We start from the raw sequence: 16,120 nt of genomic DNA, 5'->3' as shown, positions 1-16,120 counted from the left end.
CTAAAAATTTGTTTTTATAAATAAAAATGTATTTTTGGGAAAATTATTTTTTTGTGACCCGTTCTGAGGAAAACTATATCAAAACCATTTTTCACCTAGGAGACAATTCTTCTGATCTTGTTAGCACAAATGCAATAGCCGAACAGATGGATACCAAACCATCTTCTGTAACGGATATGGCCAAAAAATTAGCTGAGAAGGGTTTTGTAAACTATAAGAAGTATCAGGGAGTTTCTTTAACTGATTTTGGAATTAACACGGCACTTTCAATTATTAGAAAGCATCGCTTATGGGAAGTTTTTTTGGTGGAAAAATTGGATTTTTCTTGGGATGAAGTTCATGAAGTGGCAGAGCAGTTGGAGCATATTAAAAGTGAAAAGCTGATAGATAGTATTGATGCGCTTTTAGATTTTCCAAAATACGATCCCCATGGGGATCCAATTCCCAGTAAGGACGGAAAGTTCATGGAGCGCCATAAGCAGTTATTGAGCGATATGGCACTAAAAACTGAAGGGGTCTGTGTTGGCGTCAAGGACACTTCGGCTGCGTTTCTCAAATTTTTGGATAAGAACCGCATTGCCTTAGGCAATACCATTAAGGTATTGGAGAAAGAGGATTTTGATCAATCACTTCATATACAGATGGAAGGCAAGGAACTTCATATTTCGCATCAAATAGCATCAAATCTTTACATAAAAAAGAACGACTAATGGAACAGGTAATTCACTATTTTGAAAATATCGACCCTATTTTAGCTGCCCTTTATGCCACTTTGTTTACATGGGGGTTGACAGCTGCAGGAGCAGCCTTGGTTTTTTTGTTCAAAGGAATGAACCGTGCTCTATTAGACGGAATGCTGGGTTTTACGGGAGGAGTAATGGTAGCTGCCAGTTTTTGGAGCTTGTTGGCTCCTGGAATTGAAATGAGTGAAGGGGAAGGTTTTGTAAAGGTGATTCCAGCTGCGGTTGGATTTCTATTGGGTGCTGCCTTTATTTTTGGGTTGGATAAAGTTTTACCGCATTTACACATCAACTTTAAGGAAAGCGAAGCCGAAGGCGTAAAAACACCATGGCACCGAACAACACTATTGACTTTGGCCATTACATTGCACAACATTCCCGAAGGATTAGCGGTTGGAGTACTTTTTGGAGGTGTTGCTGCTGGTTTTGATGGTGCCACCATTGGAGGTGCCGTAGCTTTGGCCTTAGGAATAGGACTTCAAAACTTTCCTGAAGGATTTGCAGTGGCCATGCCTTTGCGTAGACAGGGCCTAAGTCGATTCAAAAGCTTTATGTATGGTCAAGCTTCGGCCATAGTGGAGCCTGTTGCCGGGGTTTTGGGAGCTTGGGCCGTTCTTACTTTTGAACCTATTTTGCCATATGCGTTATCTTTTGCAGCAGGTGCAATGATTTTTGTTGTAGTGGAAGAAGTGATTCCTGAAACACAAAGAGATAAATACACCGATGTTGCCACAATGGGCTTTATTGGAGGATTTATCATAATGATGACCTTGGATGTGGGTCTAGGATAATCATCTAAAGAAATTAAAGCAACAAATTATGAGAAGGTTGGTATTACTATGCCTATTATGCTTGACCTATTTTGGTTATGGACAGAAGCATATTGAGCAAATTCAAAATGAAATTGACAAGACCGTTTGGAAGCCATTTCAAAAAGCATTTGAGACTTTAGATGGTGAGGCACTTAATGCAACATATGGCGATGAGGTGCTTAGGGTAACCCCACAAGGAATTGACACCGAGAATGCTTTTAAATCTGCAAACCTTAAGCGTTTTGAACAGAGCAGGGAAGATGGCATATCCATTACATTGGATTTTTGGTTTGATAGTCGACGTACCAATGAAACCACCTCTTATGAAGTAGGGTTTTATAGAATAGGATTTACAGCCAAGGAAGGTGAAACCGATTATAGCTACGGGCAGTTTCATATTGTTCTCAAAAAGATGGAAGGGCAATGGAAAATAATCCAAGACTGGGATACTGCAACTATTAACGGAAATTCTATAACAGCTGCAGATTTTGCCAAGAAAAGTATCTTAAAGTTTTAACTGTGCTTCAGCCGATATTGCTATAAGCCTGCTATGTGGCCTTAGCATCTTTTGCAATTGGGACAACAGTTTTTATCCCCATTATCAATAGCCACAGACAGGTGCCAATTTCACCAATGCTGGCGGGTATGGTGATGTAATCTGAAAGCCACAGCTCACTATAATTTGAATATGCAATGCGTCCTGCAAAATCCAAAAAATAGCCGCAACTACCTACCATTAAAAAGACACCTAAAAACTTTGGTAAAAACCCTGACCTGAACACCAAATACCCAAAGGGAAAAAGCCATAAACCCCAAAATGCTTGGGCAACCAAATTCCCATGATGGTAAGACTCTAGCGCTAGCATTACCTGTGCCTGAATCTGTTCAGGAGAATACAAAGTAAGATATTCAGCATCACTCAGTAAAGAAAGAATGTCCAGTTTATGCGTTAGACTAATAAATGATATAGGAACACTAATAACAGCCAGAACGACCATCAGTACAGCATAGCTTTTATTTATCTCCTTAAATAATTTATACAGCACCCATGGTAGTAGTAAAAAGAAAATATAGCACAGTAGACCACTTAAAATTTCCAAGCGGAAAAGGGATTCTGAAGATTTGATATTTTCTACAGTTTCGGCTGGATTGCTCCAAACAATAAGCTGTGATGGAACATATAAGAGACTGAAAATACCGGTTATCACAACTAAGAAATAGAGTAAGCCAGCTAGGTGTGCTGTTTTTTTGTTTGGACCCATTTGTTTGATGATTGATATGGTTTGTATAAAGAAAGACGCTTCTTCTTTATAAATGGTTGCCTGGAAGACTATTTTAATTCTTCCAAAACCAAACCATAATCATATTGAAGGTCTTCGTGAAGGGCATCCACTTTTTTGGCAATAAAGGCCAATTGCCTATCATACAAATTACGTAGGGTAATGTTATTGTTCATGGAGGGTCTAAACTCCTTCAATTTTTGGCAGAAATAGAGCAAGAGCTCCACTTCGGTCTCTTTGTTTCCAGAGTAGCGGATATATTTTTTAAGGTTCCGCAAAATTTTTCGCACGCTTTTTTTAATATAGAAAAAACTGTTGGTATTGATATCTGAAAACAGCTCGTCAATCTCGTTTTTTACCGTTTCAATATAACCATCCTCATGGCCCGCTTCAAAAAGGAGATAGGTAAGAAGCTCTTTGTTTTCTTTTTTAAAGCGTGCTAAACGTAAGCACAGGCTCAATAGCTCTTCTGGATTTCTTTGTTGGAGTTCTTTTTTGAGTTGGACTACGGTCGCGGCTTTCATACAACAAAGTTAACTCCTTAAATATGAAGCGCCATTAACATCGATTATAGTGCCCGAAGAATATTCTGCACCATCAGAAGCTAAAAACAGAATGGCATGCGCCACTTCTTGAGGCTGTGCCATACGCTTAAACGGGGACTCACGAAGCAGATTTTCTCTTTCTGCGGGAGTTAAGGTTATGGCGGCCATTTCAGTTTCTGTGAATCCGGGTGCTACCACCCCAATATAGATTTTATGAGGGGCCAGTGCTTTGGCCAAGGATTGACTCATGGAATTCAGAGCTGCTTTGCTGGCACCATAAGCGGGCTTGGTTGGTTCTCCCCTAAAGGCTCCTCTAGACGATACATTTACAATTCGTCCTCCTCCGTTTTTCATCATGGCTTTTGCTCCCCAATAACAGAGATTGGATACAGCGAAAAGATTGGTTTTAAAAGTATTTTCCCAAGCATGGGTCCAATGTTCAAAATCCACTTCATCAATTTTATGGAAAATGGAAATACCGGCATTGTTGACCAAAATATCCAATCGTCCATAACAATCAACAAAACGTTGAATCAAAGCTTCAGGGCCATCTTTTTCTGAAATGTCTTGTTGAAACAATTGATGGCATTCACCGGGTAGTTCTGCAAGGGTTTTCTCAGCTTCTTTCAAGTTATTTCTAAAATTGATGCCCACTTTTGCGCCTTTTTGTGCAAAAGCCATGGCAGTTGCCTTGCCAATACCGCGCGAAGCTCCGGTTATAAGAACGGTTTTGTTTTTAAAATTCATGGACGAATCTTTTCAACGGATTTTATCATTGGTTCAATTTTTCAAGCTCCTGGCCAATTTGTTGCTTTAGTTCTTGGGCTCTATGTTTAATACCTTCCCATCGTAAAATTTGCTCCCTGTTGCCTCCGAATTTCAATAATACCATTTTCCAATAATCTCTATTTTTTAAAAGTTTGTCCAAATCAAGATTTTCTATATTGGAAACGCCTTCGATATTCACTCCCAACATAGCAAACCCTTCAAGATTAAGATAAACGTTATCAACCAAAAGAGGTGTAATAAACTCGTCCGTAATCTGTCTTGTGGTGCCATCTGTATAGGTTTCTTTGGCATTACGGTAATAGTTAAAAATATTTTGCCTTAAAGTTTCATTTTGCACATAACTCATTTTACCCGAAGAAATGGCTTCATCAAAAATACCGCTATTGCTCTTAAAGTATTGGTCAATAACAAACTCAAACGACTGTTGAATGAAACTGAATTTATCAATGCTGTCCGTATTTTTTAATAAGTGTATCAAGCTATCAAGTCTGTGCAGTCTTTCCTTAGATAATTTGGTATTGTTTTCGATCTGAAGAATATCCAATTTAATTTCATTTGAAAGATTTGTAAGAAGCACTAGCTCTTTGTTACGTTCTTTTTTATGTTCACTGTAATTATTAATCTGCAAGGCAATCAAAATACCAATGACCACTAACACAATTTCACCAATGGCATAGAGGATATATTTACTGATTTTGTTTTCAGAAAGTGATTTTTGGCGAATACGACGAAAGAATTTAATCATCCTCTTTATTGGCTTTGGTAAAAACTTCACTCATAAAATCAAGTTGGTTGACTTTTCCATCAGTATTGAGCTCAAAACGAATTAATAACTTTTCACGAAACCGTGGGTCCTTATTCGTAATAAAAGTGTCATAATGCCAATGTGTGGTTTCGTAAGTGATAAAATCATTAAAATTGGTTTGCAGCGCATTGTCCTGGACCGTGACTACGACCGTACCCAACATGTCGTTGGTATACGACCCTTCGTAAGCCTCTAATGGTAAACTGGGTTTTGTGTTTTTTGCGCGTTCTGAAATCTTCTTTTCGGTATTTTCAATATGCTCTTTCTTAAACCCCTGGTATAGTTTGAAAACCTCTGTATGCCAATCACGGCTATCATCGTTAAAGCCATACAAATCCAATGCCTTGTACATAATAGCATGTCGCAGCTCGGCGTGATCTAAGTTTGCAAACACATAGACCGCTACATTCTTGTCATGCATTACCCCAGCAATGGCTACCAATCCAAATAAACTTCCAGTATGAAAATCTAGTTTATGACCTTTATAATCTTGCTGAAACCAGCCTATACCATAGGTATTCCAATTAGGTTTGGTAAGAGGGTTGGTAGGATAAGTTCCATTTGAGCCTAAAAAAGATTGAGGTTCAAATAGGTACTTAAAGGTTTTTGGTTTTACCAGTGTATCGGATTTGTAAACACCATCATTTACCAAGAATGTCAAGTAGTTTGAAATGTCATTTGGGGTAGAGCAAATCATTCCTGCCGGACCTATTTGATCGGAAAAACCATAATCAACCTCAACCAGACCATCTTCATTGTCGTCTAAATATGGAGTTACATAATTTCCAGCACCAAAAACATCTTTGGCTAGGGCTTGGGTACGCGTCATCTCCAAAGGATTAAATATGCGCTCTTTTACAAATTGGTTCCATGGTTTTCCACTTACTGTTGCAATAACTTCCCCGGCTACGGCATACATAATGTTCTGGTAGGTGAACCCGCCACGGAGTGGATATGTTTTTTTTGCGAATTGAAATTTTCTTATAGTTTCTCGTGTAGAAACACTATCAACAATCCATAAAGCATCCGCATTGCCAATACCTAAATTATGAGTGAATAAATCCTTTATACGAGCATCGGCAGTGGTAAGTGGATCGGACAATTTAAAATAAGGCAGATGGTCTACAACCTTATCATCCCAATTTAGTTTGCCTTCATCCACCAACATACCCATGGCAATGGCCACCACCGCTTTGGTAGTGGAAGCCATATTGAATAACGTATTCCCATCTACCTTTTCTTTGGTCTCTAAATTTTTTACCCCATAGGTTTTTTGAAAAACCACATCTCCATCCTTGACCACTATTGCAGCCAGTCCAGGAACTTTCCAATCCTGTATGCCCTGGACTATCATGGCATCCAATTTTTTTGAGTTCGTTTTTTGTTGGGCGTTTAAAGCTTGGTTTAATACTAGCGTTAGGAAGAATAACGGCAAATAGATATTATTTCTCATGGTTTTGTGATGGTTTCAATACCTTGATCCACTTCTCAATCAATAAATGTTATCTCATACTGAAACAACAAATATCCTTAATTTATAAGAAGTTAGACCAGGTTGGCTATTTACTCTAAATATAGCAAGTTATGCCATATAAAAGTGCTTTTATTCCATTTGTTGAAAATATGGTTATTGCAAAGCTTGGACAATGGCATTTTTTAAATCTGCCACCTGTGATTGGGTTAAAGTACTATCCTTATCTAGCAATTGGCTGGCTTTTAGGTAATATGAATGTGAAGCTTTATCAGCATTGTTTTTATCAAGATAAAAAGCAAGGCGGTAGTTATTTAATGCCGAGTTGGGATAGCTTTTAACTGCCATCTTATATAAGCGAAGTCTATTTGTATATTCAGGGTCTTTTTTCCAAGCCAACCAATTTTTAAAATCGTTATAAAAAGTCATGGAGAATGGTGTTGGGTTACCCTCCATAATTTGTGATTGATATATGCTTTCTATAGCGTCTATGCCATCAGAAATAAAAACATTTTTGAGTATTGCCATGTTTGGAGGTGGTACAATCCCTGCCATTTTAAACACGGTATCTATGGTTATCTCATATTCTTTTGGTATCTCTTTAGTATAAAATTGATCAAACTTTTTTGTTTTCCCTTTAAGCATTGCATTCAAAAATGAAAGTGAAAGCTCAGATGCGGCCTTGAAACCTTTTTTAGTGTTTCCTTTAGGTTCGCCAATTATATTGGGAACATATTCTTCAAAAAGGCCATAGTTTAAAAAATGAAACTCGCTCATTTTTGGAAAATGCGCAAAATAGCGATCACTATATTTTAAGTGATAAATATGGTGTGGAGAAATACTGGGGTGAGGGGCATAAATTGCTAGAATGGGAATGGCAATATTTTGAGGCTCATAAAAACTGGTGCTATTTAGAATATTTTGTTCAAACTGGGAAAGGAACCCACCTTCCAGGCTTATCAAAGCTTTTATTTTTTTGTTTCTGGAAGCTAAACCAACGCAAAATGAAGATTGAATTGCATTGGCCAGTAAGGCAATTTGGGTTTCATCTATGTTCGGCAGTTCAAGTAACTGTTGCAGTGCAAATTCTAAATCGTCCACCGCTACTTCCAACCCTTTTGTTGAGGTGTCCACCACATGTGAAAATTGCCCCTTAAGGGCAATGGCAGCAACTATGTAGCCATGACTGGCCAAATACTCGCACATTACACTTTGGATAGCAGGACTTGTGCCATTGGGAAATAAGATCAATGGAAATTTTTGTTGGACAGGAAGGGTATTGAGCGAAGCGTTTGTCTTCAATGCCAAAAGAGTGTCCAATTGGTCTTGGGCAAAGCTGGAATCTCCTTTTAATTCACTGATCTGGTAAGCAAAGATTTTACTGGCCAAAGAATCAGACTCTTTATTGAATTCTTCTTGGGTCTGCTTGGTAATCAAATTAACAAAATGGCGATAGGGGAGTAATTTGGACTTTTCCGAAGCGGGGTACCAAATGTGTATGGGCAACTTTCTGCCTTTAGATGTCCCATTCTCTGGATATAGCTTACCGCTCCAATCAGCGTATGGTACATGCTCCCTTGAAAGATCAGATAGGAATAAGCTCTTGAACCCTACCGAATATTCACCATAACCCATAAAATTGGAAAAAGGCTCTTCTAAGGACCCATTTTTTGGGTCTTGACACCCAAAGAACATTAACAATAGAACAATAAAAGACAGTTTTTTATGCATGATCTAGATTAATCCGTTTTTGTGGTCACATCGTTGAAAATCTGCACCCATTCTTTATCGTTTAAAAACTTGCTAGACCATCCATTCCACACCAATTTCTTTTCGTTGGCATATGAAATTGTCGCCCTAAAAAAGCGGTCCTCAATTACGTTTTTGGGAGATATGGCATTAATGCGCTTATTCTCTTTATCTAAGAACCATTTATGTTTGCCATGCAACGGAAAGTCATGCGCTAGGGAAGTAACCAAAAAAACATCTTCCTTTTTATGATAGTTAATGATATAGGCATAAGAACGTTCTCGCAGATTTCTTTGATCCACGGTGAGCGATTCACATTTGATAAAACTTCCGTTCAAATAATATTCGCAAGTTCTTTTTCCAATTTCTTGATACTCTTTTTCGGTACCAGGATATATGGTTTCCACAACCTTCCAATCTCCAATTAAAAAGTTTAGATCCTTAATAGATTGAGAGAATGAAGTGTGAGCAATTAAAATGGACAGTAGAAGAAACAATGACTTTTGCATGAGATGTAAATTTTACCTCAAGCTAGTCAGGAAGTCTTTCAAAAAGGTCTCAATACCTGATTACAAGTATCAAAAACCGTTTTTAACGCAAGTTTTTGGATTTAAATTCTTTTGGAGTCAAGCCTGTATAAGCCTTAAATAGCCTATTGAATGTTGCTTTGGAATTAAATCCTGCATCAAAAGCAAGGCTTAGAATCTTTATGTTGGAGTTTTTGGGATTTTTCAGTTTTTCTTGTACATCCTTAACACGATATTCATTTACAAATTGATAAAAGTTTTTGTTTAGGGTACCATTTAAAACTTCAGAAATGGTCCTTTCGGAAACAGAAACGGATTTGCTCAAACCGGTAAGGCTCAACTCAGGACTTCTAAACAGTTTTTCGTTGACCATTGTGCAATGAAGTTGGTCAATTATTTTAGATGATTCTGTGTCAGGTAGGCCAATGGGCATATCCGTTGGCTTTATGATTTTTATGGTTTGTGCCTGCTGATATCCGCGGACGCTTAGCCAATACAGCATAAATGAATAGAGCAATAAAACAGCAGATCTATATTCATCCCATTGGTGAAAGAATTCTTTCCCGCTGACGCCACTGCTAATAAATAGAAAAATTGAAATCAATACAAAGGAAGCAGCAATGACCATGATGGTTTTTTTTACCCATTGAAGGTCAATTTCAGTAATGTTGGATACGTTGTTCAGAAGTTGTTGTTGATATTTTTTTATCCTCCTAATAGATATCACCATATAGATTAAAATGGAGAGGATTGCTGCTGATTCAAAAAGTTCAGCCACAAAATGAAACCAATGCCATGGTGTTCTGCTCCCAGGAAAAACAGCATGATAGATGCTATGTATATAGTTAAGAACAAGAGGTGAAAAATGCCAAAGATGTCTTTTTAAAAACCGAAAACTTGGATTGGTGAGCGTTCGAACATAAAAATAAAAAGAGGGACCTATCCAATATGACAATGAAAAAGGCATCCATGCCAACCATCTATGGGTATTCCAAATTGAAGGGTCCAGCATGTATGGGGTAAAGGTCAGGCATATACATATTAACGAAAGGGATAGAAAACGATTTGCGAATCTGTTTTCTTTTTTTTCCAATAGTAGAAACCCAAAAACAAATCCATTGGCAACCGCACAAATAGTAATGAGTTGAACTATGGAAATGTTAAGCTGCATTTGCAATTTATTTTTGAAGCGTCTTTGTTTTCTGCTACCTTTAAAACTACAAATTTCAAAACTATGCGGAGACTTCTTCTTTTATTGCTTATGGCCGGTGCACTGCAATTTTCAACTGCACAAAAACAAAGTTTTTCTTATCTGGACATTTTTGATCTACAATATGTTTCTGACCCCCAAATTTCACCTAACGGAGAGTGGGTAGTATATCGTCGTATGAGGTATGATGTTATGCAAGACCGCTCGGTTGGTAATCTTTGGTTGTTAAAATCCGACGGAAGTCAGCACCAAAAATTAACCTCAAGAGAAGTAAGTGAAAGTAGCCCAAAATGGTCTCCGAATGGTGATCGTATTGTATTTTCAAGCAGTACGGATGAAGGTTCGGAAATATTTGTTTACTGGGTCACTTCTGGAAAAACTGCAAAGTTGACTCAATTGCCTTTTAGTCCAAGTTCCTTAACATGGTCACCAAACGGTAAACAATTGGCTTTTTCCATGAATGTTCCCAAGGCACCACCAGTTATTGCAAAAATGCCTAAAAAACCCAAGGGAGCCAAGTGGGCAGACGCGCCGAGAATTACTGATCGTGTCTACCATGAAGCTGATGGGAGGGGATATATCAAGCCGGGGTTCAATCATATTTTTACAATTCCTTCGGACGGTGGGGCACCAAGACAGCTAACTTCTGGAGACTACCATCATCGAGGTACTCTCTCATGGGCCAATGATGGAAGTAAAATTTACTTTTCAGCCAATCGTGATGAGAACTGGCAATACAATTTTAGAAATAGTGAAATCTATTCCGTTGAGGTCCAAAATGGAACAATAGCGGGATTGACCGATAGAAATGGGCCCGACTATAATCCAAAAGTTTCTCCAGATGGTAAACGCATTGCCTATTTAGGTTTTGAAGATAAAGTGCAGGCGTACCAAATACGCAAGTTGCACATCATGAATTTGGATGGAAGTGGTATGCGAGTAATTTCCGAGGGATTGGACAGAACTATTTCCAACATTGAATGGAATGCAAAAAGCGATGGACTGTTCATTTCTTATGATGATAAAGGAAATGGCAAAATAGGGCACATTTCCCTTTCTGGGACAGTATCTAAAGTTGCGGACAATGTTGGTGGAACAACATTGGGCAGACCTTACGGAAGTGGTTCTTATAGTATTTCTAAAAATGGAACTATTGCGTATACCCATTCAAGACCAGAATACCCGGCTGATCTGGCCATCCTTAAACCAAAAAGTAAAAGTCCCTTAAAGATTACCGCCCTGAATAAAGCATTGCTTAATTACAGAGATTTGGGAAAGGTGGAAGAAGTATGGTACAAATCTTCAGTAGATGGGAGAGACATTCAAGGTTGGGTCGTATATCCTCCTAATTATGAGGCTTCTAAAAAATATCCATTTATGGTGGAAAACCATGGAGGTCCAATACTTAACTATGGCGACCGTTTTTCAATTGAAATGCAATTGTATGCCTCGGCCGGATATGTGGTTTTTTATCCCAATCCAAGAGGGAGCACAAGCTATGGCGAAGAGTTTGGAAATTTGCTCTACAACAATTATCCTGGAGAAGATTATAATGATGTTATGGATGGTGTTGACCATTGCATAAAAATGGGTATTGCCCATGAAGATCAATTATTCGTTACAGGGGGTAGCGCCGGCGGTATCATGTCTGCATGGATGATTGGTAAGAACAACCGATTTGAATCTGCCGTTGTGGCTAAACCAGTTATGAACTGGATAAGCAAGACATTGGTTGCCGATAATTATTTTTATTACGCAGAGCATCGATATCCAGGGCAGCCTTGGGAAAATTTTGAGGGCTATTGGAAATTTTCTCCCATTTCACTCGTTGGTAATATAGAGACCCCAACAATGGTAATGGTTGGCATGAACGATTTACGAACCCCACCCAGTGAGGCCAAACAACTTTACCATGCCCTTAAATTACGAAAGATTGAAACCGTATTGGTTGAAATTCCTGGTGCGAGCCATGGAATTGCAAGTAAACCCAGTAATTTGATTACTAAAATTGCCCATACGGTTGCTTGGTTTGATAAGTATAGAACGGACAAGAAAAATGAATAAAAAGAAACGACATTGGCTGTGGAATGTATTAATTGTATTCACGCTAATTGTATGTATTCTTGCCTTTATAGAACACTATAAGAATTGGCATAAAATAGAAGATGGAGAGCTAAAAATCCTTTCAGGAATCTATTACCAGGCAATTCCCGTTTCTGAAATAGATAGTGTTGAATTTGTGGACAAACTGCCGCAAATGAAACGCTCAAGCGGATTTTCTTGGAGTGCTAAGGAAAAAGGTGTTTTTAAAGATTCGTTGACTCAAGCCAAGGTGTATGTTTTTGTTGATGATCTGCGACAACGAAAAATTAGATTGGTACATCATGATTCGCTTAAGATATTTCTCAACTTTAAAGACAGTTTGCAAACGCATGATGTTTATAATCTGCTGAATACTGAATTAATGGCAAATCTTGAAAACCAAAATTGATTTTACATGCGTATGTATTCAAGCCATGATAACCCTGTCCAAATTTTACCTATGAAACCTGTTTTCTACATCCTTTTTTTGTTGCCTTTTTTCATGTTTTCACAGAATACTATTTCCGTTCATGTCCATAATGTTCCATCAACAGAAGGCAAAGTAAATGTGGCAGTTTATGATTCGGGGGACACTTTTTTGACTTTTGAGGGGGTGGTGAAAACTGGAACTGCACCAGCACAAGAGGGAGTGGTTATGTTAAACATAGAGAATTTGCCTCCAGGAGAATATGCCGTAGCGGTGTTCCATGATCAAAATGGTAATGATATACTCGACACAAATTGGTTAGGAATTCCGAAGGAAAAAGTGGCTTTTTCAAAAGCAAAAATGAAAACCTTTGGTCCTCCAAAGTATAAAGAGTGTTGCTTTAAGGTTACTAGAGATACCGAAATTGATGTAATGTTCTAATAGAATTTTTTATTGCTTACAAATATGGAAACAATACTACTTGCTCAGGTTATGGGAGGCTTTTATGGGCTTTTGGCTATTATTTTTGGGGCATTTGGGGCCCACGCACTAAAAAAGAAATTGACCCCAGAACAACTTCATAGTTTTGAAACCGGGGTCAAGTACCAAATGTACCATGCTATATTATTAATTGTACTTAGCTATAACCTTGGGTTTGATGGACCCTTGGACAAATACATTGTTAATTGCTTTGTTACAGGTACTTTACTGTTTTCCTTTAGTATTTATGGTCTTTGCTTAAGCTCATCAAAAGGAAAAAAGCTAAAGTTTTTGGGGCCTATAACGCCTATTGGGGGATTATTGCTAGTGATGGGCTGGGCCTTGCTTCTATATTCTTTTATAGCAACCATACTTTAAAGAGTTATTCTATCTGTACAGGCTTGACCTCATTAAAAAACCAAGGTGTATGCTGGTTTGTAATTGCAGTCCATTGCCATTTTCCTTTTTCTTTTTGAGCATTTAAAGTCATTAGACCAATTTCCTTAAATGTTGTATCCGCGGGATTTTCTTTTTTGATCCAAAACATTTTCCAAGAATAATAGGCTAAAGCACTATTATGATCTAAGAAGCGTATTTTTGGAATTCCAATTTCATAATAATAGTTTAAGGAATCATTTTCAAAAAACATTGAGTGAAATTTTCCCAATTCCCTTTTTCCTTCGAACAGATATCCTTGGGAATTTATCCAAGTTGCATCATCTGAAAATTGAGACATGACCAGGTCAACATCTTTTTTGATCATGGCTTGTTCTCGATCCAAAATTAATTCAACCAATTGCAAGGAATCGTTTGTAATAAGGTTTTGATTTGAACTGGTCAGAGATTTTTTGCATGAACAAATGCATAGTCCAAGTATAAGAATTGCTTTAAATGTTTTTTTCATGATCTAAAGCCGTAAATACATGTTGCCGTTTATTGTGTTCAGTTTAAGGCGGTTTGAAGCGTTATTGAAGTTTCCTTCCACTTTTTGTCCCACGTGACGATCCGTAACTTTTAAGTCTAAATTTTCATCTGCATAGATTTGCCCGTGAATTGTTTCCGCAATAAGACGAGAATTGGACAGCACTAAATCTATTTCCCCATTTATGGTCTTTAGATCCAGATTGCCGTTGTATTTTTTTATATCGATATTGCCATTGATCAAGTCAGCGGTAAAATCACCTTCAATAAGTTCAGCACTTAGATCGCCGTTAATGCTGCTCACACTGAAATTTGCGTTTTTTGGAACATACAGCACATAATCAAATTCATACATATCGCTAGTATAGTAATGCTTGTAACTGTCTCTTCTGGTTTTGTTCCATTCATCATGAAAAGCTTTAAGTATTTTTTCGGTCTGGGAACTAATACTGATAAAACCGTTGGCTTCTTTTACTTTAAGATTGTATAGATCAAGATATTTTCCGTCTTCTGTTGAAATATCGGCCTTAAAATATATGGTAGGCTTATCCCATGTTTTCACTTTTATATGTGATGCAAATTTTACCTCGACATCTATTATCTGATTGTTGTAGTTGATGTTTTTTTCTATGACTTTTTGGGAGTTTACGGATAGGCTGATGAAGCCCAATGCTAATAGAATCATTAGATTTTTCATGACTGTTCTGTTTAGTGATTATTGTTTTCTGAGATAAATATTTCCGTTGGTGGATTTTAGCGAAATGTTTACACCCCCGCTATTGATGGAAGCTCTTACCTTTCTTCCAGAAATGGACTTTAGCCCATCTTTTTCTTCTCTTTTAATATCAAAGTTGGTGTAGATATCTCCGTTTGTTGTGCTCATTACCAAATCTGCTGGAGTACTTCCTGGCAGTGAAACATCTACCGCTCCATTTGTGGTATAGATAGAAATAGGGGAATTCTGTTTTACTGTCCCAAACTGCACAGCTATTTCACCATTAAGCGCATTTGCGGTTACTGGCCCATTAACATTGGTTATTTCAATACTGCCATTGAGTTTCGCATCTGCTTCAACCTCTCCAGAAAAACCATCAATCTCAATGTCGCCCGCCCATGTGCTCTTAACAGATACATTTTGATTTTTTGGGAGGAAAATTTCAGCGCCTTCAGATTTTCTTAGATTTTTCACAATCAAGGTGTTCCCATCTTGCACCACATAGAAACCAACATCCGTATTGTCATTGCCTCCTTCCCCAACAAGTCTAAGGCCCTTTGCTTTTTCTGACACTTTAGAACTTCTGCTTCCTTTAATGCGCAACTCATTGGCACTAGAAGTTTTCAACGTAATATCTGATTTGGACTCTATTTTGACCCACTCAATACCACTTAAAGATTTTGTGTAACCTGTTTGTGCATTGATTGTCGTGGCAAAAGCAAATGCTACTAAAAGAATTGATAATTGTTTCATGATTTTTCGTTTTTTGATGTTTATATAATTTTAGGTAATGCTAATTCAATTTCGTTCCTTACAAAAGGCTGTGTGTCCTCTTGTTCTAATAATTTTTTCATAGGTGCCGCCGCTTTCTTTTCCTGAATTTTTACCAACGACTGTATAATGGCAATTTGAATACTAGGGTTCTTTTCAATATCCAATGCTTCAATAAAAGCTTGTTTAACGGTTGGTGAGGTAGCAAATCTTGACAAAGCCTCAAAAGCGTTTAAGCGTACATTGTCGTTTTCGTCATGTAGCAATCGGTTGGCCAGGGCCTTTACAATGGCCTCATCTGGATTTGGAAACTCCTCAATATAGTTTACCCCTTGAATACGTTTACTTGCAGATTGATTCTCCATTAGGGAAAGCATGGCAGTTTGTTTTACTTGTAGTGTCTCATCAAGTAAAATGGCAATATCTTCATTGGACTTTTCTTGTTGTAGGAACCTTCCCATTTGAAAGGAAGCAACCAATAGGGCAATACTTGCCGCTACTTTAAGCATATTGGAGGCCCATCCGATTTTTTTCTTTTCCGAAGAAATTGGGATAACTTTAGATGTTTCCATTTTTTCTTGCTGTAGCGCTTTATCAAATTTGGCGGTAAGACTCTCTGTGGGAACTGAAATGGGCTCATTTTCAAAAGCCTTGAACAATATGTTCATCTCATCATGTTCCAACTTGCACTGAATGCAATCAGCAATATGTTTTCTCACCTTTTCTTTGTCTTCTTTGCTCAGTGTATTATCTAGATACTCTGGGAGCAATTTTGTAACATGATTATTTTCCATGC

Annotated in this window: 19 protein-coding genes; 7 read left to right on the top strand and 12 right to left on the bottom strand. The window is 37.8% G+C overall.

Features of this window, described 5'->3' with window-relative positions; all coding sequences use genetic code 11:
• Nucleotides 1-53 precede the first annotated feature (53 nt).
• Genes DKG77_RS02100 through DKG77_RS02090 form a run of 3 tightly spaced genes read left to right on the top strand, consistent with a single transcriptional unit; the run spans nucleotide 54 to nucleotide 2,069 of the window.
• Nucleotides 54-710, top strand: coding sequence for a metal-dependent transcriptional regulator (locus tag DKG77_RS02100; RefSeq protein ID WP_207785428.1), 657 nt, complete (start codon nucleotides 54-56; stop codon nucleotides 708-710).
• Entirely contained in the window at nucleotides 710-1,531 is an 822-nt protein-coding gene (locus tag DKG77_RS02095; RefSeq protein WP_109659719.1) for a ZIP family metal transporter, read from the top strand. Before DKG77_RS02100 ends, DKG77_RS02095 begins: the two co-directional genes overlap by 1 nt.
• Before the next feature lie 28 nt (nucleotides 1,532-1,559).
• Nucleotides 1,560-2,069, top strand: coding sequence for a Cif family virulence factor (locus tag DKG77_RS02090; protein ID WP_109659718.1), 510 nt, complete (start codon nucleotides 1,560-1,562; stop codon nucleotides 2,067-2,069).
• 31 nt (nucleotides 2,070-2,100) lie between these two features.
• Here DKG77_RS02090 and DKG77_RS02085 read toward each other — a convergent pair whose 3' ends face one another.
• The 8 genes from DKG77_RS02085 to DKG77_RS02050 all read right to left on the bottom strand — a co-directional run bounded on the left by DKG77_RS02085 (nucleotide 2,101) and on the right by DKG77_RS02050 (nucleotide 9,889).
• Complete coding sequence (locus DKG77_RS02085) at nucleotides 2,101-2,814, bottom strand: DUF4386 domain-containing protein (protein ID WP_109659716.1); 714 nt, start codon at nucleotides 2,812-2,814, stop codon at nucleotides 2,101-2,103.
• 68 nt (nucleotides 2,815-2,882) lie between these two features.
• The gene (locus tag DKG77_RS02080) at nucleotides 2,883-3,356 is read right to left on the bottom strand and encodes a hypothetical protein (RefSeq protein WP_109659714.1); all 474 of its coding nucleotides are present in this window, start codon (nucleotides 3,354-3,356) and stop codon (nucleotides 2,883-2,885) included.
• 9 nt (nucleotides 3,357-3,365) lie between these two features.
• Nucleotides 3,366-4,124 (bottom strand): SDR family NAD(P)-dependent oxidoreductase, encoded by a 759-nt coding sequence (locus tag DKG77_RS02075; RefSeq protein WP_109659712.1) that lies wholly within the window; start codon nucleotides 4,122-4,124, stop codon nucleotides 3,366-3,368.
• Between the two features lie 25 nt (nucleotides 4,125-4,149).
• Nucleotides 4,150-4,911: a DUF6090 family protein gene (locus DKG77_RS02070; protein ID WP_109659709.1), complete on the bottom strand. Its 762-nt coding sequence runs from the start codon at nucleotides 4,909-4,911 to the stop codon at nucleotides 4,150-4,152.
• The gene (locus tag DKG77_RS02065; protein ID WP_109659707.1) at nucleotides 4,904-6,424 is read right to left on the bottom strand and encodes a serine hydrolase; all 1,521 of its coding nucleotides are present in this window, start codon (nucleotides 6,422-6,424) and stop codon (nucleotides 4,904-4,906) included. Before DKG77_RS02065 ends, DKG77_RS02070 begins: the two co-directional genes overlap by 8 nt.
• 174 nt (nucleotides 6,425-6,598) lie before the next feature.
• Nucleotides 6,599-8,173 carry an alpha/beta hydrolase gene (locus DKG77_RS02060; protein WP_109659705.1) on the bottom strand — a complete coding sequence of 525 codons (1,575 nt, stop codon included), beginning with the start codon at nucleotides 8,171-8,173 and terminating at the stop codon, nucleotides 6,599-6,601.
• Nucleotides 8,174-8,181: 8 nt separating this feature from the next.
• Nucleotides 8,182-8,700: a hypothetical protein gene (locus DKG77_RS02055; protein WP_109659703.1), complete on the bottom strand. Its 519-nt coding sequence runs from the start codon at nucleotides 8,698-8,700 to the stop codon at nucleotides 8,182-8,184.
• Between the two features lie 82 nt (nucleotides 8,701-8,782).
• Nucleotides 8,783-9,889 carry an AraC family transcriptional regulator gene (locus DKG77_RS02050; RefSeq protein WP_109659701.1) on the bottom strand — a complete coding sequence of 369 codons (1,107 nt, stop codon included), beginning with the start codon at nucleotides 9,887-9,889 and terminating at the stop codon, nucleotides 8,783-8,785.
• 63 nt (nucleotides 9,890-9,952) lie between these two features.
• On the opposite strand from DKG77_RS02050, the gene DKG77_RS02045 reads away from it, so the two are divergent.
• The 4 genes from DKG77_RS02045 to DKG77_RS02030 are packed head-to-tail and all read left to right on the top strand — an operon-like array spanning nucleotide 9,953 to nucleotide 13,295.
• Entirely contained in the window at nucleotides 9,953-11,992 is a 2,040-nt protein-coding gene (locus tag DKG77_RS02045; RefSeq protein WP_109661386.1) for a S9 family peptidase, read from the top strand.
• Nucleotides 11,985-12,419: a hypothetical protein gene (locus tag DKG77_RS02040; RefSeq protein WP_109659699.1), complete on the top strand. Its 435-nt coding sequence runs from the start codon at nucleotides 11,985-11,987 to the stop codon at nucleotides 12,417-12,419. Before DKG77_RS02045 ends, DKG77_RS02040 begins: the two co-directional genes overlap by 8 nt.
• Nucleotides 12,420-12,470: 51 nt before the next feature.
• Nucleotides 12,471-12,878 (top strand): DUF2141 domain-containing protein, encoded by a 408-nt coding sequence (locus DKG77_RS02035; protein WP_109661384.1) that lies wholly within the window; start codon nucleotides 12,471-12,473, stop codon nucleotides 12,876-12,878.
• 24 nt (nucleotides 12,879-12,902) lie between these two features.
• Entirely contained in the window at nucleotides 12,903-13,295 is a 393-nt protein-coding gene (locus DKG77_RS02030) for a DUF423 domain-containing protein (RefSeq protein ID WP_109659697.1), read from the top strand.
• 4 nt (nucleotides 13,296-13,299) lie between these two features.
• Here DKG77_RS02030 and DKG77_RS02025 read toward each other — a convergent pair whose 3' ends face one another.
• From DKG77_RS02025 to DKG77_RS02010, 4 genes are read right to left on the bottom strand one after another with little or no spacing between them, the layout of a single operon-like run.
• Nucleotides 13,300-13,821: a nuclear transport factor 2 family protein gene (locus DKG77_RS02025; RefSeq protein ID WP_109659695.1), complete on the bottom strand. Its 522-nt coding sequence runs from the start codon at nucleotides 13,819-13,821 to the stop codon at nucleotides 13,300-13,302.
• 3 nt (nucleotides 13,822-13,824) lie between these two features.
• Nucleotides 13,825-14,535 (bottom strand): DUF4097 family beta strand repeat-containing protein, encoded by a 711-nt coding sequence (locus DKG77_RS02020; RefSeq protein ID WP_109659693.1) that lies wholly within the window; start codon nucleotides 14,533-14,535, stop codon nucleotides 13,825-13,827.
• Between the two features lie 18 nt (nucleotides 14,536-14,553).
• Nucleotides 14,554-15,306, bottom strand: a complete 753-nt coding sequence (locus DKG77_RS02015) for a DUF4097 family beta strand repeat-containing protein (protein ID WP_109659692.1) — start codon at nucleotides 15,304-15,306, stop codon at nucleotides 14,554-14,556.
• A 20-nt stretch (nucleotides 15,307-15,326) separates the two neighbouring features.
• On the bottom strand, nucleotides 15,327-16,118 hold the full coding sequence (locus DKG77_RS02010; RefSeq protein WP_109661382.1) for a HEAT repeat domain-containing protein: 792 nt from the start codon (nucleotides 16,116-16,118) through the stop codon (nucleotides 15,327-15,329).
• Between the last annotated feature and the right edge of the window lie 2 nt (nucleotides 16,119-16,120).

It is taken from the genome of Flagellimonas aquimarina (assembly GCF_003149745.1).
In the GTDB taxonomy this organism is placed as follows: Bacteria; Bacteroidota; Bacteroidia; order Flavobacteriales; family Flavobacteriaceae; genus Flagellimonas; species Flagellimonas aquimarina.
Note: the sequence above shows the minus strand (reverse complement) of the source record. Positions and strands in the feature narration are given on the sequence as shown.